A 24,746-nucleotide genomic window follows, 5' to 3' on the forward strand; every position below is an offset into this window, starting at 1 on the left:
GGCTCCGCAAAGGGGTGGCGGCGGGCGGGAGCCGGTGCTGTCCTCGCGTGTTTTTATGCGGGACGAACATCACCGATTGATGACATCGGGAGCCGGGAGACGACTTTCTTTTCATCGGCTGATTTGGCCTGTGGATAGGCATCCGATGCCCGACATTATTGGTGGATAGGCCGATGGTGTGAATTCAGTGTTCAGGCCCCTCGGGATGTCAAAGTTTCACAAAGGGGCTATATAGCGGGCGAATTGACCTGATATCCGCAAAGAGCCCCATGGCACCAATCATTTCCGTCCAAAATCTCACCAAGACCTATGCAAATGGCTTCCAGGCGCTGAAGGGCGTCAACATCGAGATCGAGCGTGGCGAAATCCTAGCGCTGCTCGGGCCGAATGGGGCGGGCAAGACGACGCTGATCTCGATCATCTGCGGCATCGCCAATCCGAGCGGCGGCACGGTCGTGGTCGACGGCCATGACGTGGTCAAGGATTTCCGCGCCACGCGCACGCTGATCGGCCTGGTGCCGCAGGAGCTGACCACCGACCAGTTCGAGACGGTGTGGAATACGGTCAGCTTTTCGCGCGGTTTGCACGGCAAGAAGGCCAACCCCGCCCATATCGAGAAGGTGCTGCGCGACCTGTCTCTCTGGGACAAGAAGGACAATACGCTGCGCCAGCTCTCGGGCGGCATGAAGCGGCGCGTGCTGATCGCCAAGGCGCTGTCGCACGAACCGTCCATCCTCTTCCTCGACGAGCCGACAGCCGGCGTGGACGTGACGCTGCGCAAGGATATGTGGCATGTCGTCGAGCGGCTGCGGGGCGAGGGCGTCACCATCATCCTGACGACGCACTACATCGAAGAGGCGGAAGAAATCGCCGACCGCGTCGGCGTCATCAACGGCGGCGAGCTGCTGCTCGTCGAAGACAAGCAGGCGCTGATGGCCAAGCTCGGCCGCAAGCAACTCATCCTCGAACTCAACGAAGCGCTCGAAAAACTGCCGGACTGCTTTGCCGGCAACGGCCTGTCGATCGAGGCCGAGGGCAACCGGCTGGTCTATGAATTCGACACCCACAACGAGCATGAAAGCGTCGCATCGCTTTTGACGCGGCTCGGGCAAAACAACATCCATTTCCGGGATCTCTCGACGCGCCAGAGCTCGCTCGAAGACATCTTCGTATCGCTGGTAGGAGGCGCAAGATGAACTTCGAAGCGATCAAGTCGATCTATTATTTCGAGATGGCGCGGACCCGGCGCACGCTGCTGCAGAGCGTCATTTCGCCCGTCATTTCCACCTCGCTCTATTTCATCGTCTTCGGTGCCGCCATCGGCTCGCGCATCCAGCAGGTGGAGGGCGTCTCCTACGGTGCCTTCATCACGCCCGGCCTCATCATGCTGACCCTGCTCGGCCAGTGCATCGGCAATGGCTCCTTCGGCATCTATTTTCCGAAATTCACCGGCACGATCTACGAGATCCTGTCAGCCCCCGTCGCGATGACGGAGATCCTGATCGGTTATGTCGGGGCGGCGGCCACCAAGGGGCTGCTGATCGGCGTCATCATCCTGGTGACGGCCAATATCTTCGTCGATGTCCGGATCGAACATCCGTTCATGATGGTGCTGTTCTTTCTTTTGACGGCGATCAGCTTCAGCCTGTTCGGCTTCATGATCGGCATCTGGGCGACGAATTTCGAGCAGTTGAACCTCATCCCCATGCTGGTCGTTCCGCCGCTCACCTTCCTCGGCGGCAGCTTCTACTCGATCACCATGCTGCCGCCCTTCTGGCAGGCCGTCAGCCATCTCAATCCGGTGCTTTATCTCGTCAGCGGCTTCCGCTGGAGCTTCTTCGGGATTGCCGACGTCAACCCGCTGGTCAGCCTCGGGATGATCTCGCTGTTTCTGGTGATTTGCCTGAGCACGCTCGGCTGGATCTTCAAGACGGGATACAGGCTGCGCAACTGAGCGGGCGGGCGACAGCCACCGAACAAAATCCGGTCAGGCGGTACAAAATCGTTCACATTTTGTTCGCGACTGCTAGTCTGGCCTCGCTGTCATTTGCGGAGGAGGAGAGTCGTGGCGGAGCAACAGGCGAAGTTCGAGCGGCTGAAGGCATTGCACTACCGGGATGAGGCATTCGTCATTCCGAACCCGTGGGATGCCGGCTCGGCACGGATTCTGACGAGCCTCGGTTTCGAGGCCCTGGCGACGACCAGCGCCGGTTATGCCTTTTCGAAAGGCAAGCGGGATTCCTTTGCGAGTCTGACGCGGGGCGAGATCCTCGACAATGCCGCCGAGATCGTCGGCGCAACCGATCTTCCCGTCTCGGCCGATCTCGAAGACGGGTTTGGTGCGGCGCCCGAAATCTGTGCCGAGACGATCCGGCTTGCATCCGAAGTCGGTCTTGTCGGCGGATCGATCGAAGATGCCACCGGCGATCCGGCAAGGCCAATCTATGATCTGTCGCAGGCCGCCGAACGGGTGCAGGCCGCTGCGGAAGCGTCGCGGACACTGCCTTTCCTGCTGACGGCGAGGGCAGAGAATTTTCTTTGGAACCGACCCGACCTCGATGACACGATCCGGCGGCTGCAGGCTTTCTCGGCAGCCGGCGCCGATGTGCTCTATGCGCCCGGGCTGCCTGATATCGAAGCGATCCGCACGGTGTGCGCCGCCGTCGACAAACCCGTCAACGTGGTGATGGGCCTGAAAGGGCCGCGCTACAGCGTTGCCGAACTTTCGGCTGCTGGCGTGCGCCGTGTGAGCGTGGGCGGCTCTTTTGCACGCGCGGCACTTGGTGCACTGCTGCGGGCGGCCGAGGAGGTGAAATCGTCGGGCACCTTCACCTACGCCGCCGATGCGATCCCGGCAGCCACGCTCAGCCAGCTCATGTCGCAGGAGAAGCAGGGCGACCGGCAGTAGGGCAGCATCGATGGCCTCTCATTGCGGATTGGTGATGAGGTCGGGAAATTTGTAGTATATGCAGTCGCTCATTACGAAGAGCGACATGCCGGTATCGCCGAGCTCGTAAGATGAGAGCTCCCACTCGAAGGTGTCGTGACCGTCATACCCGGCCACTAATGCCATCAGGCTCAACTCCCGGTACGGTCCTGGGGGAAACATTGCCCCATACATCGTCACCTCCTTTCCGGCGAATTCGCCTTTAATGACCCTCCTGATCTCCAGATCCGCCCGGATCATCCRGGTCGGGAATTCGTCCGTCACGACCAAACCGGATTCGCCGATGAAAAGCGATTTCACCCTGGCCTCGACCACCACCTTCGCCTTTGCCAGCAGCTCATTCTGCGGAGGACATCGCGGCATCCCGACTGCTGGCCGCAGGCAGAGGACCAACAGGATGAAAATCGCATGGAAGCCTGTTTGCATGCACGCGCTCGATGATGCTCCGGGCATCGGTGTTTCCCCATTCGGGCAGGCCAATTCCTGCCAGTTGCGCGAAGCTGGGCTCGAATTGCGGCTTATCCGCCGCTTTATGATGGCGGCCCGGCGTCAAACAGGTGATGGTTGTAAGTGCGAGATAACAGAACCCGGATGCCTGCCAATCAACCATTCTTCTTGCGCTGTTTCTGTTTGCCGTGCCGGGGGCGGAAATCGACGAGCAAGGATTTCAGTTCGAGTTCGCGCACGCGCCGTGCCGCTTCATCGGGGCTGACCCAGTCCAGCACGCGCTGGCCGACCTCCCTGAATTCGCTTTGTGCTGCCTCCACCTCGATCTGGAAGATATCGACGATGCAGGGAGCGACGTCACCGTCGTCCAGTTCCTTCAGATAGGTGTAGCGGCCAATGGGATGCTTGCTGACCGTTCCGCGCACGCCGGCTTCCTCCCACGCCTCGATGGCGGCCGCTTCGTGCGGCTTCTTCTTTTTCATCGGCCAGCCCTTGGGAATGATCCATCGGCCGCTGTCGCGCGTCGTGACGACGAGGATCTCGATCTCGGAACTCTTGCTTGCGGGGTTCTTGTTATCGTGGCCGGCATTCCCGCGACGGAAGCAGAGCGCGCCATATTGCTGGCGAAAGGCGCCGGAGAAGAGCTTCTCGGGCCTAGCTGCAAGTTGCTTCAGCAGTGGCTGGGATGTGCCGGCGCGGGGTTTTGCGCCTTTTTTATTGGATTTCATGACATCTAGCATTGTCAATTTTTACTTTTTCGATCAATTGCCTGCGACGCTTTATGACAGATTTATGACAGTCTCCTATGGACAGTCGTTCGCACAGGGAAGGATCGCCCGAGATGATGAGCGTGTTTCGCAAGATGATGCCGCGGGAGGACCGCTTCTTCGATATGTTCTCCAGGCATGCGAAAACCGTGGTGGCAGCAGCCGAGGCGATGGAGAAGCTCCTGAAAGGCGAGGCGGTTCAGGAGAATTGCGACCGCATCGTCGCGCTGGAGGACGAGGCCGACCAGATCACCCGCGAGGTGCTGCTGGCGATCCGCCGCAGCTTCATCACGCCTTTCGACCGCGGTGACATCAAGGACCTGATCCAGTCCATGGATGATGCGATCGACATGATGCACAAGACGGTGAAGATCATCCGGCTCTTCGAGCAGTCGAGCTTCGATCCGCTGATGCGGGAAATGGGCGGCGAGATCATCAAGGCGGCGATCCTGATGCAGCAGGCGATCGGGCTGCTCGACAAGATCGGCGCCAATGCCTCGCGGCTGTCGGCGATTGCCGAGGAGATCACCCGGGTCGAGGGACGCTCCGACGAGCTGCATGACGAAGGGCTGAAGGACCTCTATCGCCGGCATGGGCCCAGCGGCAATGCCATGGCCTACATGATCGGCAGCGAGATCTATTCCAACCTGGAAAAGATCGTCGACCGGTTCGAGGACGTGGCCAACGAAATCAGCGGCGTCGTTATCGAGAACGTCTGATGGAAGCCTCTCTCTCCCTTCCGCTGCTGGTCGGCCTGATCGGTGTGGCGCTGTTCTTCGATTTTCTGAACGGGCTGCATGATGCGGCAAACTCGATAGCGACGATCGTCTCCACCCGGGTGCTGAGGCCGCAATATGCCGTCGCATGGGCCGCCTTCTTCAATTTCATCGCCTTTCTGTTCTTCGGCCTGCATGTTGCCGAAACGCTCGGCACCGGCATCATCGACCCGGCCATCGTCTCGCCGCAGGTGATCTTTGCGGCGCTGATGGGGGCGATCGTCTGGAACATCGTCACCTGGCTGTTCGGCATACCCTCATCGTCGTCGCATGCGCTGGTCGGCGGGCTTGTCGGAGCGGGGCTCGCGAAGGTCGGCGTCAGCTCGATCGTCTGGAGCGGGTTGTTGAAGACGGTGGGCGCGATCTTCCTGTCGCCGGCGATCGGCTTTTTCCTGGCGCTGTTCTTCGTTCTCGTGGTCTCCTGGATGTTCGTGCGCCAGACGCCCTTTGCCGTCGACCGCACCTTCCGTTTCATGCAGTTCATCTCGGCCTCGCTCTATTCGCTCGGCCATGGCGGCAACGATGCGCAGAAGACCATGGGCATCATCGCCATTCTGCTGTTCAGCCAGGGGCATCTCGGCGGCAGTTTCCATGTGCCGCTCTGGGTGGTCATTTCCTGCCAGTCGGCGATGGCGCTCGGCACGCTGTTCGGCGGCTGGCGGATCGTTCATACGATGGGCTCGAAGATCACCCGGCTCAATCCGATGCAGGGTTTCTGCGCCGAAACCGGCGGGGCGCTGACGCTCTTTGCCGCGACCTGGCTCGGCATTCCCGTCTCCACGACACATACGATCACCGGTGCGATCGTCGGTGTCGGCGCGGCGCGGCGGTTGTCCGCCGTGCGCTGGGGCGTGGCAGGCAATATCGTCATCGCCTGGATCATTACCATGCCGGCAGCCGCAATCATCGCCGCCGCTTCCTACGGTATCGCGAGCCTGTTCGGCTGAGAGCAGGGGCATCGTCCCGATCCRCCGGGGTGCCTGCTTCACGCATTCGATACCTCAATTTCAGGGGCTGCTATTTTCGATCACCTGTTGCGCTCTATTTCCCAAGCAAGGAGAAGGCGATAGCGAGCGGATAATGGATCTGTCTGAGCATCCATCTGAATCGAGTGCGAAAATGCCCGCTAGAGCAGGCAGCCGCGGGATCAACCAGTGCGGCGCCATCTGCTGTCGGGTCGAGCGCGGCGGAAGGCTGAGCGTGCTGCTCATCACCAGCCGCGATACCGGAAGGTGGGTGATCCCGAAGGGCTATCTGGAGAGGAAGGAAAAGCCCTATCGTTGTGCTCAGCGCGAGGCGCTTGAAGAAGCTGGCATCGTAGGCAAGGTCAGGAAGAGGCCGCTTGGCTACTACACCTACCTGAAAGACAGTGAGACGCCGCTGACAGTCTCTATCCACCTGCTCAGGCTCAAAAACGAGGTCGATCAATTTCAGGAGCGCGCCCAGAGGCAGAAGATCTGGATTTCGCCGGCAGAGGCAGCCCTGCTTGTCGAGGAGCCTGAACTGCAGGCGCTTTTCCAGTCCATCGATGCGGACAATCCACTGACATCGCAGGACCGGCTGAAGCCGCACCGAATCGCCGGACGGCGGCCGGTGGCTGGCGCGGCGGTGTCGCTGGCCAGGTCGCCGCCATCGCACTGACAGCCGTCAGTTGCGGCGGAGGATACCAGGAGGTGACGAAGGCCCGGCATACGGGCCTTCGTCCTATAGGCTAGCGGGGACTGCCGGTCGCCAGAGGTCCCCAGGAAAGTTCGCGATCCGCGACGGCCGCGAGGTCGATCATCACTTCGATGCCGGTCCTGATACGCCGCCGCAGAACGTCGGCACGATCCGGATTCGTCCGGAGCAGACCTTTCCCGTGGAGCGTCTGGAGCCGCGTGCGCGAGACTTTCAGCTCGGTCGCCAGCAGGCGGTCGAGCCGCATACCCGATGGCAACGGCACCAACAATTCGATCTCCAGCCGCGTCCAATCGGCTGTTTCCCGCATGACCTCTCTGGCGATTTCGAATTCCGGGAATTCGTCGACGCGCTGCGACTTGCGCCTCAATGCATCGAGGTTGAAGCTCTCCATCCGGATCCATTTGATATCGTTGGACTGCAGCGCTTCGAGGGTCTCAGGATCGATGTCGCGGACGTTCTGGCGCTCGAGGAGCGGCCGGTTCCAGGTCTTGTCGCAGGCCAGGCATTTGTAGATGAGCCAGGCATCCAGCTTGCGGCCATTGGCATTGAGCCGGATCTTGCCGCTGGATTGAAAGGCTCTCAATCCGCCGCATCCGCCACATGCGATCCAGGGCTGGGGGGCAGTTTTCGGCGTAATGGTCCATCGGACCCTGAGTGAACAGCACATAAGTCTTGGTCTTCCATTCGGAAGTTCACCAAGATGGCGCGAGAGAAAACCTTGAAGGCGCGGAGTGGCGATGCTTTTGGGTGGCTGAAGAGCAGAGACAGCGGAGCTGCGCTGGCGATCGGAACAATGCCAAACCGGTCTCTTGCCACCACCCGATGAACGTATTCATACGCCGATAGCCCGCGGCTATCCGGCAGTACGGGTGAAACTGGATTGAGACCGGTTCTTACTTAGGCAAAATCTACCTCGATGCGCCCATGCTCTTCGAGCGAACGAATAGCAAATGATGTCAGCGAGGGGGAGATGTGAGCCGCGGCACAGCGGGAAAGCTGCGCTATTGCGGCATTTTTGCAACTTTCCGCTGACGTCAGGAAAGGATTAGAGCTCCTGCGCCCTCGGCCGGAACAGGATCTCATTGATATCGACACGCGTTATGACGACGGTGTTTCCTTGATATTGTCGGTCATGACAACTCCTTTCGAGGGCCGGCAACTTACCGGCCGACGCGGGCCTGCAGGTGCGCCGGGTAGCGATCTCCCTGCACGGTGACATCGGCCAGCGCCGCCTCGATCTCCTGCAGATCCTGCGCCGTCAGCTCGATCGCCGCACCGCCGATATTCTCTTCCAGCCGGTGCAGCTTGGTGGTTCCGGGGATCGGCGCGATCCATGGCTTTTGTGCCAGCAGCCAGGCGAGCGCGATCTGGGCCGACGTCGCCTGCTTGGCGGCGGCGATGCCTGATAGCACTGATACGAGGCCCTGGTTTGCCTTGCGGTTTTCCTCCGAAAAGCGCGGCACGACATTGCGGAAATCCGTCTTGTCGAAACTGGTGGTCTCGGTGATCGCGCCGGTCAGGAAGCCCTTGCCGAGCGGGCTGAAGGGCACGAAGCCGATGCCGAGTTCCTCGAGCAGCGGCAGGATTTCCTTCTCGGGCTCGCGCCACCACAGCGAATATTCGCTCTGCAGGGCGGCGACCGGCTGGACCGCATGGGCGCGGCGGATCGAACCTGCGCCGGCCTCGGACATGCCGAAATGCTTGACCTTGCCGGCAGCGATCAGATCCTTAACGGCACCGGCGACATCTTCCATCGGCACTTCGGTATCGACGCGGTGCTGGTAGAAGATATCGATGCAGTCGGTGCGCAGCCGTTTCAGGGCAGCATCGGCCACTGCGCGGATGCGCTCCGGCCGGCTGTCCTGTCCCTTGCTGACATCGCCGTCGCGAAAGCCGAACTTGGTGGCGATTACCACCTCGTTGCGGAAGGGTTCCAGCGCTTCGCCGAGCAGGTCTTCATTGGCGCCCTGGGCATAGGCTTCGGCCGTATCGAAGAAAGTCACGCCGCGGCCGAAGGCGGTGCGGATGAGGGTGATGGCCGTCTGCCTGTCCGTTGCCGGGCCGTAACCGTAGCTGAGGCCCATGCAGCCGAGGCCGAGGGCCGATACTTCAGGGCCGTCTGTTCCGAGTTTGCGCTTCTGCATTATCGTATCTCCGTCAGGTGATATTGTTCGTCGCTGACCTTTTCCATCCAGTCGGCGGCGCTGCGGTCGAGCTTTTCGGCGATGGCGATATGGCTCATGGCCGTGGTTGGCGTGGCGCCGTGCCAGTGCTTTTCGCCGGGCGCGAACCAGACGATATCGCCCGGCCGGATCTCTTCCACCRGGCCGCCCTCGCGTTGCGCCCAGCCGAGGCCGGAAATGACGATCAGCGTCTGGCCGAGCGGGTGAGTGTGCCATGCGGTGCGCGCGCCGGGCTCGAAAGTCACCGTGGCGCCGCCGACGCGATCCGGGTCTTCGCTGTCGAAACGGGAGTCGAGACGCACGGTTCCGGTGAAATAGGCCTCCGGTCCCCTAACGGAAGGGGCAAAGCCGCTTCGCTTGATCTGCATGTCGGAGCTCCTTGTCTGCTACCATAATTGCTGTCGACCTTTTAGCGGCTACGCAGTTCTGCGATTAGACGCTAAGTTGCGCATGAACCTATTAGGGGAGCTTATGAATGGGCCGGGCCGGTCTTGACGACATCGCCACTTTCCTGACCATCGCGCGCGGGGGAGGTTTTACGCGGGGTCCAGCCGGCGCCAACGGACGCCGGCCTTCGCTGTCGTGGTGGATGCGCTAAGCTATCGCGGCTGTGTCCGCACCAGCGCTCAGAAACCCAGGCGCTTCAGGTCTTCAGGCAGGAAGTTCTGTCCGCTGCGGTTCTTGACGGCGGGCAGATCGGCCATGCGTGCCTGCCACTGCGTCATCGCGTCGAGGCCAGACGGAACGATACCGGCGACTTCGGCAAAGGCGAGGCCGGCGAGCAGGGTAATGTCGGCCATCGAATAGATCTCGCCTGTCAGGAAGGGTTGCCTAGTGAGGATCTCGTTGAAATAGCGCAGCCCTTCCTTCGCCTTCTCGCCCTCGCGCTCGCCCATTTCCGTGCGGCCCGGCCATTGCGGGCTCTTAAAGGCCTGAAGTGCTGGTCCAAGACCAGGTGTGGCGTGATGGAAGAAGATGCCGACAGGATCGAGGACAAAGGCTTCGGCGCGGCGCTGCATCATATGGATCAGCGCCTTTTCCCGTGGGGTGCGGCCGGTGAGTTCCGGCTTGCCATCGAGATTGTCGAGATATTCGGTAATCGCCGTGCTTTCGGAAATCAGCGTGCCATCATCCAGTTCCAGGACCGGCAGCACGCCGGACGGKTTCTTCGCCAGGAAGGCCGGCTGCTTGTGTTCGGCGGCGATCAGGTCGACAGGGACAAATTCGATTTCGGAATCCAGGCCCTTTTGCGCCAGCACGATGCGGATGCGCATGGGGTTGGGGAAGCCCGGTCTGTCATAGATTTTCATGGAATTCTCTCTCTTTTGGGCAGGCGTGAAGGCGCGCCTCTTCGATCGAGAGGACGCCGGGCCCGAGGGATTGCTCATCAAGGTTGGAAGGGCGGAAAGCTGTTGGCCGCGCTTCTTGCCAAGATATGGCATGCGACCTATTGTTTGATAATAATCCCTTATCTGATCATGCTGTAAAGTGGAGCTGCACAATGGACCGAGCCGAACTGGATGGCCTTGCGATATTTCTGGCGGTGGCCGAGCAGAACGGATTTCGCGCAGCGGCACGCCAGCTGGGCCTGACCCCGTCGGCAATCAGCCAGGGTATCCAGACGCTCGAGAGGCGGGTAGGGGCTGCGCTGTTTGCGAGGACGACCCGCAGCGTTCGGCTGACGGAAGCGGGCCAGAAGCTGCTTGCCCATGCCAAGCCGGCAGCAGCGATGTTTCAGGCGGGCGTGAATGCCGCCCGCGATCTCGGCGAACAGCCTGGTGGTAACCTGCGCATCAATGCGCCGCGCCCGGCGGTTTCGCTGCTGATCAACAGCCTGCTGCCGGATTTCCACGACGCCTATCCCGGCATCAGTCTGGAACTGGTCGGCGACGACGAGTTCACCAATATCGTCGAACAAGGGTTCGATGCCGGTATCCGGCTCGGGCATACGATCGAACTCGACATGGTTTCAACCTGGCTGACGCCGCCCGACAAGTTCGTTGTCGTCGGCGCGCCGAGCCTGCTTCGCAAATATCCACGGCCCGGCCATCCGCGAGAGCTGCAGGGGCTGCCCGCTCTCTTGACCCGGCGAGGCGGGCAGGCGTCGCGGACCTGGGAATTCGTCGAAGGCGGCGAGAGCCTGAAGGTTGCCGTCGATGGCCCGCTGATCCTCAATGATTACGAGGCCTCGATCCGGGCTGCGCTTCGCGGCGTCGGCTTCCTCTACACGGTCGGCTCAGTCATCAGGCACTATATCGAGCAGGGAAGCCTCATTCCGGTGCTTGAAGATCATGCCCGCGATGTGCCGGGGCTCTGCCTCTATTATCCAAGCCGCAGCCAGTCGCTGCCCAAGCTCAGGGCCTTCGTGGACTTCGCGACGAAGCGCATGCGGCAGGGAATGGCCTCAGATGCATTCTCGATGCAGCCGCAGCTGATATCGCAAGGCTGAGGGCCGGCACCTAGCGGACACCGGCCCTCGCTTTACGATTTAAGCCACATGCTGAAGCTGGACTTCGCGATTGTGGAGAAAGCAGGCTTTGTCGAACAGCGTAAGGTCAAGCCGGTTGGGCAGACGGACATCAGCCAGATCCGGCAAGCCCTTGCCATCAGCCTCGAAGGATCGGTCGATCTGCGAGATGAAGGCCAGCACGATACCGGTTTGGCGAGCGAAGGTCTGGAGTGCAGACACCTGTTCCGAAAGGCCCGGCTTGCTGCGTTGCTGATCAAGGATCTGCAGATAGTCGATGACCCCAACCGTTCCCCGCGGAGCGCCCGCGAGATGCCGCATGACATAATCGGCGCTGATCTCGTCCGAGGTGACGATCTCGATCTTCTCGCCCAACGCTTCGCCTTCCGGCAGGGCATGAATACGCTTCATGGTCTGCTGTTCGGTATATTCGAGCGTGAAGAAGGTGGCCTTGCGGCTTTCCCTGACAGCATCGAGCAGAAGCTGCAGGCCGAGCAGGGTTTTGCCGTGACCCGGACGGGCGGCGATCAAAAGCAGATCGCCTTCCGCAAGCTGCGACAGAATCGGGCCGGTCAGTAACTGCGTCTCATGCTGGGATGCAAGCAGGCTCCAGGCGGTAAAACCTTCTTCCTGCGCGATACGGTCCAGCGCCTGATGGAGCGGAATCGTATCGGTGCGCGACAACATTTTCGCACGGCGCTTCAGCTGATAGATGGGTGCAGACAGTTTCATTCAAACCTCCATTGCGAGCCGGAAACGCAACCCCTCCTTATGCGGTGCTCGAACAGATGGTTCGATGGTGGATGAACCCCGCATGGACGATGCTTCCCGGCTGGAGGGAGGAGGCTTGGGTCGAGCCTTGTCCAAGAGGTAGCGGGCGTTGCGATTCGCGACAAGCGGGAAATGATGGGATCTTCCGGATCACATCTGATCGCCTGAGAAATGCGGGAGAGGCGGCAGAGCCGTTCGTCGCTCTGCCGGAACGGCGAAGCGGGAAGGTATTTTGCCTCCATGCGCAGCCGCGTTTCCTGCAATTTCCTCAGATCTGGCTGACGATGCATGGCCGGCATCCCCAGATGAGCTATATGCTGACATTGGAGGACTTTCCTTGATGTCGACAATGCCCGTCACCTGCGAGGTGCGCTACCGCCTCGATCCGAAGAAACGCAGGGAATTCGAAGCCTATGCCGGGGTTTGGGTCCAGTTGATCGAGCGCTATGGCGGAACGCATCATGGATATTTCATGCCGCGCGAAAAGCCTGATGGCGCGGGATTGAGTTTTCCCGGTGCCGGGGCAGACGGGGCAGGCAATATTGCAATCGCTCTCTTCACTTTCCCGGATGAGCAGACCTATCTCGGCTACCGCGCCAGCGTTGCCGCCGACCCGGACAGTATCGCGGCCAATGCACGCTTCGGGGCCGATCCGCCGTTCAAAAGTTACGAGCGCCTGTTTCTGCGACCACTGCCGCGCAGCGAATAGGGCGTGGAGGGTTCCTGTCGGCGGGGAAGAGATCGTCTGCACTCTCCGACAGCAAACAGACAGCTTCGGCGCGCTACCCGTTTGCCCGTCGCCCGCAAGGGGCAGCAGCAAAAGGGTAAAATCATGAAGCTGAAACTGATCGCCGCTCTCGCAATCCTGTCATTCACGCCGGCCTTGGCGCTTGCAAGTCCAAGCTGCACCAGCGAGCCGAAATCCAAATGGATGCCCGAGGCGGCCATGAAGGCGAAGATCGAGGCCATGGGCTACAAGGTCAGGACCTTCGAGATCACCGGCAATTGCTACGAAATCTACGGCAAGGACAAGAACGGCGAACGCGCCGAAGTCTATTTCAATCCGGTCTCCGGTGAGATCGTCCAGAAGGGCGATTGAGCGATGACGGCCATCTCGTCGAAGAAGGAGGAGGGCCAAGAGCCCTCCGATACCAACGAGCAGACGGTCAGGGTGTGGGATCCCGTCATCAGGCTGTTTCACTGGACCATCGTGGGGGCCTGCATGCTCAACCTCTTCATTCTCGAAGAGGGCAAATACTGGCACCGCATCACGGGTTATGTCGTCGCTGCGGCAATCGTCATTCGTATTCTCTGGGGTTTCGTCGGTACAAAACACGCTCGCTTTTCCGATTTCCTGCCGACGCCGCGCAGGGTGATGGAGCAGATACTCGATATGATCGATGGCAGTGAGAGACGTTACCTTGGTCATAATCCGCTGGCATCGGTCATGATGCTGATCCTGATGGCATTGCTGGCGGCAACTGCGCTGACCGGCTGGATGACGACGCTCGATGCCTTCTGGGGCGAGAAGTGGCTGGAGAAACTGCATGGCACCATCGCAAACGGCATCATGGTGCTTGCCTTCGTTCATGCGGGTGCGGCCATCGTCGAAAGCTGGAGGCACAGGGAAAATCTCGTCTGGTCGATGGTCACGGGTCGAAAGAAGGCATGAGGATACTGCTGGTCGAGGATAGTTCCCGGCTTCGCGAGCTGCTTTGCGAGGCTATCCGCGATGCCGGCTGGAAGATCGATGCCTTTGCGCTCGCGCAGGAAGGGCGGCTTGCATTGCAGGAAGCGGACTATGACCTGCTGCTTCTCGATCTCGGCCTGCCGGATGAAGACGGCATCGCGTTCCTGCGGTCGCTGCGGGCCGCAAGGGTTCAGATGCCGGTTCTGGTGCTGACCGCGCGGGGCGCGATCGACGAACGCATCGCCGGGCTCGACGCCGGCGCCGACGACTATCTTGTAAAGCCATTTCACAATGGCGAACTGATCGCCCGCATCCGCGCGCTGACGCGGCGCGCGCCGGCAACCATCATGCCGGTCCTGGAATTTGCCGCACTTCAATATGATGTCGCCTCGCGGCGGGTGATCTGTGCCGGCGCCGAGATCGCGCTCGCGCCCTCCGAAAAGGGCCTGCTGGAACTTCTGATGCGCAATGGCGGCCGGGTCGTGCCCAAGCCGAAGATCGAGCACGCCTTCTCGGAATTCGGCGACGAGCGCAGCAGCAATGCCGTCGAGCTTGCCGTTTCGAGGCTGCGCAGGAAACTCGAGAGGCATCCGACCAGGGCGCTGATCGAGACCGTCAGGGGTGTCGGCTACATGATGCGGGAGGCGCGCGCATGAGACTGAAATCGCCGACACTGGGCGCGATCCTGGCGCGGCGCATCGCCTTCTTTGCGGTGCTGGCCATGGTGGTGCAGCTCGCCGTGATCTTTTCCGACTATTACTGGAATGTCGGGGAGCTTTCGCGCCTCTTCGTGGAGCAGGAGACCGAGCGGCTCGCCTCCGGTATCGAGGTGGAAGACGGCACAATCCGCTACCGGCTTCCCGACAGCGTCGAAGGGCGCTACCGGCAGGCGCAGACCGGCTATGTGGCCCGCATCCGCGAGGCCGGTGGCGGGTTTGTTTTCCAGTCCTGCGATGCCGCCTGCGAAAGCCGCTTTCTGCCGCCTGATGTGAACCCGCCGGATTTCTGGCTGCGGTCACTCGAGCCCGGCAAGCCGCTGACATTGGTGGGCGGGCGGGCCTTCACAGTCGGCGAGCGGCGCTTCGTTGTCGATGTCGCGACGATGGGCGATCCGCAGGACGTGCTGTCGGATGTCTTCTGGAATGAGGTGATCGAACACATGATCGTGCCGATGAGCATTCTGCTGGTCCTCGTGCTCGGCGCCACCCTGCTTTCCGTGCGCCAGGCGCTGAAGCCGGTACGGATTGCGGCCGAGGCGGCGGAGCGGATCGATCCGATGGATTCCCGCTCACACCTGCAATTCCAGGAGATGCCACGGGAAATCGCCCATCTTGCCGAGGCTGTCAACCGGGCCTTCGCGCGTGTCGGCGAGCTGATGAAATCCCAGAAGATCCTGACATCGGGCATCGCCCACGAGGTCCGCACGCCGCTTGCCGCAATCAAGCTGGAGCTCGGTCATATCGACCATCCGCGCGCACGGAAGGCGGAAGCGGATCTCGACGACCTCGTCCGCTTCGTCAGCCAGATCACCACGCTCGCCAGGCTCGATACGTTCGATCACGGCATGTTCGAGGAGGTCGACCTCGTCGCGCTTTCATCCAGCGTGGTGGAACAGCTGGCGCCCTGGGTCTATGAAAACGGTCACTCGCTGGAATTCTCCGCGCAGGTGGATGCCGCCTTCGTGCAGGGTGTGCCGGCGCTGCTGAAGGATGCCCTCCGCAACCTGATCGACAATGCCGTTCGCCACACGCCCGCGCGTACCAATATCGTCGTGCGGGTCAGCAGCAACCTGATCCGCGTCGAGGACCGGCACCCGGTCGGCATCCGGCAAGGGTGCGACGTCACAGCCCGTACGGACGGGCTCGGGATCGGCCTTGATATCATAGAGCGCATTGCCGCGATCCACCGCGGTTCGCTTCGCCGCTCTGCCGGCAGGCAGGGGCATGTCTTCGATCTGGAAGTCGGCACATAGCCCGAGTCTGCGCCACGCTTCTTTTACATCATCTGTCATCGGAGGGTTCCGTGATCAAATCCGTCGTTATTTCCGGCTGTTCGGGTGGCGGGAAATCAACATTGCTCGAAGAGCTTTCCCGGCGCGGTTACGCCACCGTCGAAGAACCTGGACGCCGGATCGTGAAAGAGGAGCTGGCCGGGCAGGGCGCAGCTTTGCCCTGGGTCGATCCAGTGGCTTTTGCCCGGCGGGCGATCGCGATGGCGCTCGAAGATCAGAAGCTGGCAGAGACGCAGGCGGGATGGACGTTCTTCGACCGCGGCCTGATCGATGCCGTCGCCGCGCTGCAGGCCGCTACCGGAGAAGCGGTGCTGGAGACACTGCGTGACCGGCATCGCTATCACCAGACAGTGTTTCTGACGCCACCGTGGCCGGAGATCTACGTCAACGATCCCGAACGGCGGCATGGTTTTGAAGAGGCGGTTGCCGAATATGATCGACTGACCGCGGCCTATCCTGAAATCGGTTATGAGGTCGTCATGCTGCCGAAGTCCGATGTGGCCGCGCGTGCCGATTTTCTGCTGAGCCGCCTGCCGGGGTAATGCAGGCAGGCCTTATGTCATATGCACCTTGAATATCGGAAGTAACACTGCGCGCGAAGTTTGTTTGCGACATTGAAAGCAGGTTCGATGACGGATAGCAGAGCGATTTCGGCCGCCGGAAACAATGCAGATATCTATGAATGCGTGTTTCAGGCACACGATCTGAGATACAGGCGCGAAGCTTACGCGTTTATCAGTATCGACCCGCCGCCGCCCTATTACTCAAGCCTGACGACATTGTCGGCCACGCGGATAGACGAACAGCGGGCTGCCATCGACCAGCTTCGCCGCAGCAGGAGCTGGAAATTCGATTTCAAGGACAGTTTCTGCAGTTTCGATATGACCGCGCTCGGAATGGAAATTCTGTTTGAGGCGCGTTGGCTGTGGGCTCCGCCTCGCATGTTTGGCGGCACGGACCCCAACTGGCAGCAGGTCAAGACCGATGACGATCTGGCTCAATGGGAACAGGGCTGGAAACGAAACGGCTCTTCGACCGAGCGTAAGATGTTTCCATCCTCCATGCTTTCCCGGCCGGATATAGTCTTCTTTGGTCGCCGTAACGGTGCCGGCTTCCAGGCTGGATGCATCGGAAATATCTCCGGCGACTGCGTCGGCCTGTCGAACGTCTTTTCGGAGAGCGACGGCGAAGACGAGCTTCGAGCCGCCATCGAGTGTGTCGCAGCGCTCGCACCTGACAAGCCTGTGGTTGGGTATGATCGGGGAGCGATGCTCAGTCGCATGAAGTCTTTCGGCTTTGAGGATGTTGGACCGCTTCGGATCTGGCGGGGGAAGCAGCCGCTCTGAGCCGGGCCGATGATGTCTTTTGGGATCACCCGCCGTCCGATGCGGTCTTGAGATAGCCGATGACGGCGCGCTTGACGCGCAGCGCCAGCCCGGTCCTGTCCTCCTCTCCATGCTCGCCGGCGGCATCGATCATACCCTTGATGATCGCCACCACGTCGCGCGCCGCGGCATCGATATCGGGCTGCGGCGGCATGTCCGGCCGCAGGAGGGTATCGCGGGTGAGCTCGAAGAAGCGCGTCTTGACCCGTTCAGTCTCCGCATCGAGCGGCAGGCGGGCCTCTTCGTAATCGAGCAGGCGGGCAAGGGCAGGGCGTTCGAGCTGCTGGTGGACGCAAGGGCTGATCAGCGTCGAAAGCGCCTCTTCGCCGGTCGGCTCTCCGGCCGCACGTTCCGCATCTTCGACCAGTGACATCGTTTGCCGCAGGATCAGCGCGCCGATCAGCGCGTCCTTGCGCGGGAAATACTGGTAGAGCGAGCCGACGCTGACGCCGGCCTTTTCCGCCACCGCATTGGTGGAGAAACCCTCATGGCCGCGCTCCTCCAGAATGCGAGCCGCAGCCTCGATAATCGCCGAGACGGTTGCGAGTGAGCGGGCCTGTCTTGGTGCTTTTCTGGGCGCGGAGCGGCTCTTGTAGGGGCTGTCGGTCATGATCTGAAATGCGAGTGGCGGGAACGCGAGTTATCGCTCACATTAACGGCGTCAGATCAAGCGCACAAGCGATCGGGCAACATAGCAGGATTTGAAGTCTTCAAGCGCGTTGCCGGGACCGGTGACGCGCATACACCTTGCTGTGCCTGCGATCGCCTGAGCCGGAACAGAACGGAGAATGACATGACCCATGACATCAGGACCGCCATCGTCACAGGCGCATCCAAGGGCATAGGCGCGGCCATTGCCAGACAGCTCGCAGCCGATGGCTTCCAGACCGTCGTCAATTATGCCGAAAGTGTTGCGCAGGCGGAGGACGTGGTCGCTTCTGTCGAGGCCGCCGGTGGCCAGGCGCTTGCCATCCGCGCCGACGTCTCCGACCCGCGAGCGGTCGCTGATCTCTTCGAGCGTACCGAAGCGCAATTCGGAACCGTCGACGTGCTCGTCAACAATGCCGGCGTCACCACCTTCGGCCCGCTCTCCGAAGTCAGCGATGAAGACTATCAGCGCCTGATCGCCGTGAACCTCACCGGCACCTTCAACGGCATGCGCGAGGGTGCAAGGCGCGTGCGTGACGGCGGCCGCATCATCAACCTTTCCACCAGCATCATCGGCCATTATTCGCCGGGCAATGCCGTCTACACGGCGACGAAGGCGGCGGTCGAAGCGATGACGCATATCCTCGCAAAGGAGCTCGGGCCCCGCCGCATCACCGTCAACGCCGTGGCGCCCGGGCCGGTCGCAACCGAACTGCTGCTCGCCGGCCGCTCCCCGGAGCTGATCCAGCGCCTGACCAACGAGATCCCGCTCGGCCGGCTCGGGCAGCCGGAGGATATTGCGCGCGTCGTGTCGTTTCTGGCGAGCGCAGAGAGCGGTTGGGTCAATGGGCAAGTGATCCGGGCGAATGGCGGGCGGAACTGATGGGAGGGAAGCGCTTCATCCCGTGGGCAGGGCATAGCCAGTCGGGCTCAGCTGCTCGAGCACGTTGAGAACCGTCCAGCAGGCAGCCGCCGCCGCCCATTCCGCCATGTCCGCCTTGCCCTGCACACGCCCCACGGCCGCAAGCGCCGTCTGTCGCGCGAGTGCATGAATGGCGATCTGAGTGGAGGTACAGCCCGCCATTCCATAGGCTTGCGCCACCACCTCCAGCCGACGGATCTGCTCGTCGCCCATATAGTCGTCGTCTCCGAGGTCGAGCCAGGCAAAGGCGAAGTAACCAAGATCCCAAAGGCGCAGGCCCGGAGCGATCGTGTCGAAATCGATCATGCCGCACGGCTGGCGATCACGGAACACCGCGTTCGGCGGACCCCAGTCGTTGTGGCACATGACCTCCGCGCCCGCGTCCAGGACGAGCGGAAAATTCGACGTCGCGTCGTGGAAGCGTCTGAGGAGACGAGCAGCGGCGGTGAGCTGGGCATCGTCGAAATGGCCGAGATCGTCAGGAACATGGCCGGGAATGAAGCTCAGCACTTCCCGCTGCTGATCGTCCACGCCTAAAAAGCGAGGCGCGGCATCAAAGCCACGCTCTTCGAGGTGAAGGAGAAGACCATGCACATGCGTCCGGTCCCTTGTGACTGGGCGCCTGACAGTATCCCCGACCCGGACAACGCCGGCAGTAATGCGACCGCCGGTCAACGGCGTTTCTTCCGCGCTCATTCGAGAAGACTAGCCGCAATCCAGCAGGGGAGGAATGGCCCGTTTGCAGAAGACATGAACCTTCCGCAGCTTGACATGAAAAACGACGGCGCGCATAAAAATCATATGGGGTTGCGATCACCCCACGAGGCGACATGCCGAAGAATCGCGTCCATGAAACCGAACACCGGAGGACGCGTCATGCCATCATTTCTCGAAATATCTTCAGACAAATTGAACCGTATCGTCGGCACACCCAATGCGCCTGTCATCGTCGATGTGCGCGTCGACGATGATTTCGCCCGCGATCCGCGACTCGTGCCGGGCTCGATCCGTAAATCCCACACCAATATCGACGAATGGGCAGCCGGTTTCGCCGGGCCGGTGGTCGTCGTCTGCCAGGCGGGCGGCAAGCTCAGCCATGGGGTCGCCGCCCATATCCGGCATGCCGGGGGAGCGGCGGAGGTGCTGGAAGGCGGCTTCGAAGCCTGGACAGGCTCGGGCGGGACGGCTGTGCCCGTCGACAGGCTGCCGCCGCGCGACCGGCAGGGACGGACCGTGTGGGTCACGCGTGCGCGTCCGAAGATCGACCGCATCGCCTGTCCGTGGCTCATCCGGCGCTTCGTCGATCCCTCCGCGGTTTTTCTCTTCGTGCCGACGTCCGACGTCTTGCTGGTTGGCGATSGCTTCAGCGCCATGCCCTTCGATATCGAGGAGGTCTTCTGGAGTCACCGCGGCGAGCTCTGCACCTTCGATGTGATGATCGAGGAATTCGGCCTTGCTTCGGGGCCGATGTCGAGGCTCGCAACGATCGTTCGTGGCGCCGATACCGCCCGGCCGGACCTCGCCCCTGAAGTCGCCGGGTTGCTGGCTGCTTCGCTCGGCCTGTCGCGCATGTTCGTCGACGACCTCAAGCAACTGGATGCCGGCATGCTGCTCTATGATGCCTTCTACCGCTGGTGCCGCGATGCCACGGACGAAACGCACAACTGGCCTTCCGCGAAAAAGGGAGGCTGACGTGAACAGTGCCGTCACGCATGCGACGCCCGATACCGGGGCGTCGCCTAACCCGCATGGCGTTACCTTCGGCGAGGCTTTTCGTGTCTGGCTGCGGGTCGCCGCGCTCAGCTTCGKCGGACCGGCCGGGCAGATCGCCGTCATGCATCGCATCGTCGTCGATGAGAAGAAGTGGATCGGCGAGCAGCGCTTCCTGCATGCGCTGAACTATTGCATGCTGCTTCCGGGACCGGAGGCGCAGCAGCTCGCCATCTATATCGGCTGGCTGATGCATCGGACCGCCGGCGGTCTGGTCGCAGGCATCCTGTTCGTGCTTCCGGGCTTCCTGTCCATCCTGGCCTTGAGCTACCTCTATGTGACCCTCGGCAGCGTCGAGGCCGTCGAGGGACTGTTCTTCGGCCTGAAGGCCGCCGTGCTAGCCGTCGTCATTCAGGCGGTCGTCAGGGTCGGCGGCCGTGCGCTGAAGAACAGGGCGATGATCGGCATCGCGGCAGCCGCCTTCCTGGCGATCTTCGTCCTGCATGTGCCTTTTCCTGTGATCATCATGGTCGCCGCCATCGTCGGATTCCTGGGATCGAAGTCAGGTTCCCGCCTGTTCCAGGGCAGTGGCGGGCACAAGGCAGCCGGCGGCGCGATGCTGTCCGACGCCGACGCGCTGCTCGGGGAAGATATACCTGATCATGCGCGGCCGAACCTGCGCTGGTCGCTGAGGATCTCGTCTGTGCTGCTGGTGCTCTGGCTGCTGCCGCTGCTGCTGCTCTATCTCTTCCTCGGACCCGACGACATCTTCACGCATATCGGCGTGTTCTTCAGCAAGATGGCGATGGTGACTTTCGGCGGCGCTTACGCCGTACTTGCCTATGTCGCGCAGGAGGCCGTCCAGCGTTTCGGATGGCTGAAGCCCAACGAAATGCTCGATGGTCTGGGCATGGCGGAAACAACGCCCGGCCCGCTCATCATGGTTCTCCAGTTCGTCGGCTTCATGGGGGCCTATCGTGATCCCGGCAGCCTGAATCCGATCACCGCAGCCACGCTCGCAGCCATCCTGACAACATGGGTGACCTTCATTCCCTGTTTTCTCTGGATCTTCCTCGGCGCTCCCTTCATTGAGAAACTGCGTGGCAATGCAGCACTTGCAGGCGCGATGACGGCCATAACTGCGGCCGTGGTCGGCGTCATCCTCAATCTGGCGATCTGGTTCGGCCTGCACTTCCTGTTCCGGAGCACGGAGATTCACAGCCTTGGACCTTTCTCCATCGAGCTGCCTGTCTGGACGTCGCTGTCGACGCCGTCGCTGTTGCTGAGCCTTGCGGCAGCCATCGCGATCTTCCCGTTCAGGGTGGCGGTCATTCCGGTGCTGCTCGGCTGCGCAGTGGCCGGAATGCTCTGGCCCGCCTGAGGCATCGCCGGCTTGCCGGCAGCCGCATCATCGGAAAAACCGATGGCACCATCGGTTTCTTCCGTTTTTCTTCCGGCCCGGTGTAAGGCATCTGCTCTCCAGCCAAGAAGGAGAGGCAGATGACGGACATCAAAATAGAAGGCGCCGAGATTATCATCGTGGGCGGCAGTTCCGGCATGGGGCTGGCGCTGGCGCGCAGGCTGCTGGCCGAAGGGGCGCGGGTGACGATTGCCGGGCGCAGTGCGGAGAGGCTTGAGGCGGCGCGGCGAGAGCTTGGCGATCCTGCTGATCTTAAGACCGCCGTGCTCGATCTCACGCGGGAGAAGGAGATTGCGGCCTTCTTCCACGATTGCGGGCCTATCGATCACATTGTCAGCACGGCCGCGGATATCGAGGGGGCTTACCAGCTTCTGCCGGATCTGCAGCTTTCGGCGGCTCAGCGGGTCGTCGAGAGCAAATTCTACGGGCCGCTGCTGCTTGCCAAATACGGCGCGCCGTGCCTGCCGCCATCGGGCACGATCACCTATACGTCAGGCGTGGCGGCCTACCGGCCGACGGCGCGGGGTTCGGTTGTTGCAGCCGTCAATGCGGCGCTGGAAGGGCTGGTGCGGGCGCTTGCCGTGGAGCTTGCGCCGCTGCGCGTCAACGCGGTATCGCCGGGATGGGTGGATACGCCGATCTGGAGTTTCGTTGCGGGCGACGCCAAGCAGGCGACGCTGGAAGCGATGGCCAAGCGCCTGCCGGCGGGTCGTGTCGGCCGGCCCGAGGATATTGCCGATGCGATCCGCTTCCTGATCGGCAACGGCTTTGCGACAGGCACTATCCTGCACGTCGAAGGCGGGCATCGGCTGGTCTGACCGGCCGCAGATCCTCGCCCGCCGAAGCGAGCAACAGGGAGAGCGCCGGCGGCTGCACACGCCGGCGCCGCCACAGCATGATCAGCGAGGCCGTGGGCGCATCGCCCGGCCAGGGAAGCTCCACGACATCGCCGCGCTCAGCTGCCGGAGTGACGGCCAGACGCGGGACGAGACCGTAGCCGGCGCCGGATGCAACGAGGCGGATGATCGTCTGGATACTGTCGGCCTGGGTGACAATATCGGGTACGGCAATGCCTGCTTCGGCGAAGGCAGTATCGAAGAGGCGGCGATAGACGCAACCGGTTTCCGTGGCGACGAAGGGCAGGTGGCTCAGGTCAGCAAGGCTTTCCGGCGGCGTGGCTGCGGAATTGCGGCCTGCAATCAGTACCAGCGGTTCGTGCGAGACCAGGCGGGTCACAAACCTCTCGTCCAGTTCACCGCGATCGAATGTGAAGGCGATATCGATCGAGCCGTCTTCCAGACGCCGCTGCAATTCACCGCTGCCGCCGATCTTCAGCGTCAGGCCGATATCGGCATGGATCTCGCGAAACCGCGACAGAAAGGGCGCGAGCTTTTCCGCCGCAATGGTTTCGAGCGTGCCGATCGCAAGCATCTGCTCGCCAAGGCCGGCGGCTGCTCGGATCGCGGCTTTCGCCTCGTCATTCAGCGCAAGGATCTCCTCGGCATAGGCTTTCAGCGTGTCACCAGCCGGCGTCAGGGTCACACCCTGCCGGGAGCGCTCGAAAAGCTGGACGCCCAATTGCTCTTCCAGCACCTGCATCTGGTCGCTGAGGCTCGACTGGGCGAGGTTCGCTTCGCTGGCGGCGCGGGTGAAATTGCCGTGCCTTGCGACCGCAAGGAAGGTTTTCAATTGTCGTGGGTTCATCGCGGGCTCCGTGCTCCCCGGCAAGGATGGGCACTCCCTGCCTATATCAGGCAGCAGGGCGAAGAGGTAGTCTCCGCTTGGCCGTAGCCGATGGCGGCATCTCACGGGTCCGGGCATCCGGCCGGCGCCACCTCATGCGCCGAGCCTCGCAATTGACGGCAGACACATGCTTGGCCAAACTGCGCCCCGTATTTGCAAGCGACAGGGAGACTTGCTGATGCCGCCATCAGAGACATCCGTGATCGACTGGCTGCTCGCCTCCGACCCAGCCATCCGCTGGCAGGTGATGCGCGATCTGCTCGATGAGCCGGAGCCCGTATGGTCTTCCGAGCGGCGGAAGGTCGAGCGGGAAGGCTGGGGTGCACAGCTTCTGTCCTATCAGGATGCAGATGGGCAGTGGGCTGGCGGCTCCTTCCTGCCCAGCGATTTCACGCGCGAGGAATGGAAGGCGACCGGCCAGCCCTGGACGGCGACGAATTTTTCGCTGACGCAGCTTCGCGAGTTCGGCCTCGATCCGCGCTCCGAAACCGCAAAGAGAACCGTCGCGCTCATCGGCGCCAATTGCCGCTGGGACGAGGGCGGGCAGCCCTTCTGGGAGGGCGAGGTCGAGGAATGCATCAACGGCCGCACGGTTGGCGACGGCGCCTATTTCGGGGTCGATGTCTCGCCCATCGTGGAAAGATTGCTCGGCGAGCGGCAGGCGGATGGCGGCTGGAACTGCGAGCGGGCGAATGGTTCGGTGCGCTCGTCCTTCCACACGACGATCAATGTTCTGGAAGGGCTTCTGGAATATGAGCGGGCAACCGGCGGCACGGCGCAGTCGCGTGCGGCGCGGCGTTCGGGCGAGGAGTATCTGTTGGCGCGCCACCTGATGTGGCGGCTCAGCACCGGCGAGCCGGTCAACGAGAAGTTCATGCAGTTCCTGCATCCGAACCGCTGGCGCTTCGATGTGCTGCGGGCGCTCGATTACTTTCGCGCTTCCACCTTGTTCACGGGTGCAGCGCCTGATCCGCGGCTCAAGGAGGCAATCATATACCTCCATTCGCGGCGTTTGGAGGATGGACGCTGGCCGCTTGACTGGCGCGCCTCCGGCAGGGCCTGGTTCGTGATGGACGACGGTGAGGGCGAGCCCTCGCGCTGGGTGACGCTGCGGGCGCTCAGGGTTGTGAAATGGTGGGGCGGCGCGCAGACTGAACATGCCGCAGCGTGAGGCTGTTG

Annotated in this window: 29 protein-coding genes; 19 read left to right on the forward strand and 10 right to left on the reverse strand. The window is 61.9% G+C overall.

Annotated elements, in window-relative coordinates; genetic code table 11:
- Positions 1-269 precede the first annotated feature (269 nt).
- From AC1D35_RS08725 to AC1D35_RS08735, 3 genes are all read left to right on the forward strand, one after another.
- Positions 270-1,196 (forward strand): ABC transporter ATP-binding protein, encoded by a 927-nt coding sequence (locus AC1D35_RS08725; protein WP_113307654.1) that lies wholly within the window; start codon positions 270-272, stop codon positions 1,194-1,196.
- A complete protein-coding gene (locus AC1D35_RS08730; protein WP_113307655.1) occupies positions 1,193-1,954 on the forward strand; it encodes an ABC transporter permease in 762 nt (253 codons plus the stop codon). Before AC1D35_RS08725 ends, AC1D35_RS08730 begins: the two co-directional genes overlap by 4 nt.
- Positions 1,955-2,065: 111 nt before the next feature.
- Positions 2,066-2,908 (forward strand): isocitrate lyase/PEP mutase family protein, encoded by an 843-nt coding sequence (locus tag AC1D35_RS08735; protein WP_113307656.1) that lies wholly within the window; start codon positions 2,066-2,068, stop codon positions 2,906-2,908.
- An 18-nt stretch (positions 2,909-2,926) separates the two neighbouring features.
- Here the strand turns inward: AC1D35_RS08735 and AC1D35_RS08740 are convergent, their stop codons facing one another.
- Together AC1D35_RS08740 and AC1D35_RS08745 are read right to left on the reverse strand one after the other, a co-directional pair.
- Entirely contained in the window at positions 2,927-3,373 is a 447-nt protein-coding gene (locus AC1D35_RS08740) for a hypothetical protein (RefSeq protein ID WP_477938519.1), read from the reverse strand.
- Between the two features lie 176 nt (positions 3,374-3,549).
- A complete protein-coding gene (locus AC1D35_RS08745) occupies positions 3,550-4,122 on the reverse strand; it encodes an NUDIX hydrolase (protein WP_113301505.1) in 573 nt (190 codons plus the stop codon).
- Positions 4,123-4,235: 113 nt separating this feature from the next.
- Between AC1D35_RS08745 and AC1D35_RS08750 the strand changes: the two genes are divergently transcribed.
- From AC1D35_RS08750 to AC1D35_RS08760, 3 genes are all read left to right on the forward strand, one after another.
- A complete protein-coding gene (locus AC1D35_RS08750; protein ID WP_113301504.1) occupies positions 4,236-4,880 on the forward strand; it encodes a DUF47 domain-containing protein in 645 nt (214 codons plus the stop codon).
- Positions 4,880-5,884, forward strand: a complete 1,005-nt coding sequence (locus tag AC1D35_RS08755) for an inorganic phosphate transporter (RefSeq protein ID WP_113301503.1) — start codon at positions 4,880-4,882, stop codon at positions 5,882-5,884. The genes AC1D35_RS08750 and AC1D35_RS08755 overlap by 1 nt, the downstream gene beginning before the upstream one ends.
- 172 nt (positions 5,885-6,056) lie before the next feature.
- Positions 6,057-6,578, forward strand: coding sequence for an NUDIX hydrolase (locus tag AC1D35_RS08760; protein WP_162748428.1), 522 nt, complete (start codon positions 6,057-6,059; stop codon positions 6,576-6,578).
- 70 nt (positions 6,579-6,648) lie between these two features.
- On the opposite strand, the gene AC1D35_RS08765 is transcribed toward AC1D35_RS08760, so the two are convergent.
- The 4 genes from AC1D35_RS08765 to AC1D35_RS08780 all read right to left on the reverse strand — a co-directional run bounded on the left by AC1D35_RS08765 (position 6,649) and on the right by AC1D35_RS08780 (position 10,110).
- Positions 6,649-7,284, reverse strand: a complete 636-nt coding sequence (locus tag AC1D35_RS08765) for a DUF1062 domain-containing protein (protein ID WP_113307658.1) — start codon at positions 7,282-7,284, stop codon at positions 6,649-6,651.
- 493 nt (positions 7,285-7,777) lie between these two features.
- On the reverse strand, positions 7,778-8,761 hold the full coding sequence (locus tag AC1D35_RS08770) for an aldo/keto reductase (RefSeq protein WP_113307659.1): 984 nt from the start codon (positions 8,759-8,761) through the stop codon (positions 7,778-7,780).
- Positions 8,761-9,168, reverse strand: a complete 408-nt coding sequence (locus AC1D35_RS08775) for a (R)-mandelonitrile lyase (RefSeq protein ID WP_477938520.1) — start codon at positions 9,166-9,168, stop codon at positions 8,761-8,763. The genes AC1D35_RS08770 and AC1D35_RS08775 overlap by 1 nt, the downstream gene beginning before the upstream one ends.
- Before the next feature lie 258 nt (positions 9,169-9,426).
- Entirely contained in the window at positions 9,427-10,110 is a 684-nt protein-coding gene (locus tag AC1D35_RS08780) for a glutathione S-transferase family protein (protein WP_477938521.1), read from the reverse strand.
- A gap of 191 nt (positions 10,111-10,301) precedes the next feature.
- Here AC1D35_RS08780 and AC1D35_RS08785 point away from each other — a divergent pair, with 191 nt between their 5' ends.
- Positions 10,302-11,249, forward strand: coding sequence for a LysR family transcriptional regulator (locus AC1D35_RS08785; protein WP_162748429.1), 948 nt, complete (start codon positions 10,302-10,304; stop codon positions 11,247-11,249).
- A 39-nt stretch (positions 11,250-11,288) separates the two neighbouring features.
- Here AC1D35_RS08785 and AC1D35_RS08790 read toward each other — a convergent pair whose 3' ends face one another.
- A complete protein-coding gene (locus AC1D35_RS08790) occupies positions 11,289-11,999 on the reverse strand; it encodes a DNA helicase (protein WP_113307662.1) in 711 nt (236 codons plus the stop codon).
- A gap of 379 nt (positions 12,000-12,378) precedes the next feature.
- On the opposite strand from AC1D35_RS08790, the gene AC1D35_RS08795 reads away from it, so the two are divergent.
- From AC1D35_RS08795 to AC1D35_RS08825, 7 genes are all read left to right on the forward strand, one after another.
- Positions 12,379-12,747 carry an NIPSNAP family protein gene (locus AC1D35_RS08795; protein WP_113301494.1) on the forward strand — a complete coding sequence of 123 codons (369 nt, stop codon included), beginning with the start codon at positions 12,379-12,381 and terminating at the stop codon, positions 12,745-12,747.
- Positions 12,748-12,870: 123 nt separating this feature from the next.
- On the forward strand, positions 12,871-13,137 hold the full coding sequence (locus tag AC1D35_RS08800; RefSeq protein ID WP_113301493.1) for a PepSY domain-containing protein: 267 nt from the start codon (positions 12,871-12,873) through the stop codon (positions 13,135-13,137).
- A gap of 3 nt (positions 13,138-13,140) precedes the next feature.
- A complete protein-coding gene (locus AC1D35_RS08805; RefSeq protein WP_113307664.1) occupies positions 13,141-13,710 on the forward strand; it encodes a cytochrome b/b6 domain-containing protein in 570 nt (189 codons plus the stop codon).
- On the forward strand, positions 13,707-14,384 hold the full coding sequence (locus tag AC1D35_RS08810; protein WP_113301491.1) for a response regulator transcription factor: 678 nt from the start codon (positions 13,707-13,709) through the stop codon (positions 14,382-14,384). Before AC1D35_RS08805 ends, AC1D35_RS08810 begins: the two co-directional genes overlap by 4 nt.
- A complete protein-coding gene (locus tag AC1D35_RS08815; RefSeq protein WP_113307665.1) occupies positions 14,381-15,700 on the forward strand; it encodes an ATP-binding protein in 1,320 nt (439 codons plus the stop codon). Before AC1D35_RS08810 ends, AC1D35_RS08815 begins: the two co-directional genes overlap by 4 nt.
- A 50-nt stretch (positions 15,701-15,750) precedes the next feature.
- Positions 15,751-16,281 (forward strand): AAA family ATPase, encoded by a 531-nt coding sequence (locus tag AC1D35_RS08820; protein ID WP_113307666.1) that lies wholly within the window; start codon positions 15,751-15,753, stop codon positions 16,279-16,281.
- 87 nt (positions 16,282-16,368) lie between these two features.
- Positions 16,369-17,085 (forward strand): hypothetical protein, encoded by a 717-nt coding sequence (locus tag AC1D35_RS08825; RefSeq protein WP_113307667.1) that lies wholly within the window; start codon positions 16,369-16,371, stop codon positions 17,083-17,085.
- A gap of 25 nt (positions 17,086-17,110) precedes the next feature.
- Here AC1D35_RS08825 and AC1D35_RS08830 read toward each other — a convergent pair whose 3' ends face one another.
- Positions 17,111-17,734, reverse strand: coding sequence for a TetR/AcrR family transcriptional regulator (locus tag AC1D35_RS08830; protein ID WP_113307668.1), 624 nt, complete (start codon positions 17,732-17,734; stop codon positions 17,111-17,113).
- A gap of 183 nt (positions 17,735-17,917) precedes the next feature.
- Here AC1D35_RS08830 and AC1D35_RS08835 point away from each other — a divergent pair, with 183 nt between their 5' ends.
- Positions 17,918-18,655: an SDR family oxidoreductase gene (locus tag AC1D35_RS08835; protein ID WP_113307669.1), complete on the forward strand. Its 738-nt coding sequence runs from the start codon at positions 17,918-17,920 to the stop codon at positions 18,653-18,655.
- 15 nt (positions 18,656-18,670) lie between these two features.
- Here AC1D35_RS08835 and AC1D35_RS08840 read toward each other — a convergent pair whose 3' ends face one another.
- Positions 18,671-19,390, reverse strand: a complete 720-nt coding sequence (locus AC1D35_RS08840) for a phosphotransferase (protein WP_113307670.1) — start codon at positions 19,388-19,390, stop codon at positions 18,671-18,673.
- A gap of 180 nt (positions 19,391-19,570) precedes the next feature.
- Between AC1D35_RS08840 and AC1D35_RS08845 the strand changes: the two genes are divergently transcribed.
- The 3 genes from AC1D35_RS08845 to AC1D35_RS08855 all read left to right on the forward strand — a co-directional run bounded on the left by AC1D35_RS08845 (position 19,571) and on the right by AC1D35_RS08855 (position 22,642).
- On the forward strand, positions 19,571-20,386 hold the full coding sequence (locus AC1D35_RS08845) for a chromate resistance protein ChrB domain-containing protein (RefSeq protein ID WP_477938522.1): 816 nt from the start codon (positions 19,571-19,573) through the stop codon (positions 20,384-20,386).
- Between the two features lies 1 nt (position 20,387).
- On the forward strand, positions 20,388-21,785 hold the full coding sequence (chrA, locus tag AC1D35_RS08850; RefSeq protein ID WP_477938523.1) for a chromate efflux transporter: 1,398 nt from the start codon (positions 20,388-20,390) through the stop codon (positions 21,783-21,785).
- A 119-nt stretch (positions 21,786-21,904) separates the two neighbouring features.
- Positions 21,905-22,642, forward strand: a complete 738-nt coding sequence (locus AC1D35_RS08855; protein ID WP_113307672.1) for an SDR family oxidoreductase — start codon at positions 21,905-21,907, stop codon at positions 22,640-22,642.
- Here AC1D35_RS08855 and AC1D35_RS08860 read toward each other — a convergent pair.
- Positions 22,605-23,528 (reverse strand): LysR family transcriptional regulator, encoded by a 924-nt coding sequence (locus AC1D35_RS08860; RefSeq protein ID WP_113307673.1) that lies wholly within the window; start codon positions 23,526-23,528, stop codon positions 22,605-22,607. The genes AC1D35_RS08855 and AC1D35_RS08860 overlap by 38 nt on opposite strands.
- A gap of 217 nt (positions 23,529-23,745) precedes the next feature.
- Between AC1D35_RS08860 and AC1D35_RS08865 the strand changes: the two genes are divergently transcribed.
- Positions 23,746-24,738, forward strand: a complete 993-nt coding sequence (locus AC1D35_RS08865) for a squalene cyclase (protein ID WP_113307674.1) — start codon at positions 23,746-23,748, stop codon at positions 24,736-24,738.
- The last annotated feature ends 8 nt before the right edge of the window (positions 24,739-24,746 follow it).

The sequence above is a fragment of the Rhizobium sp. P1_E6 genome (genome assembly GCF_056405875.1).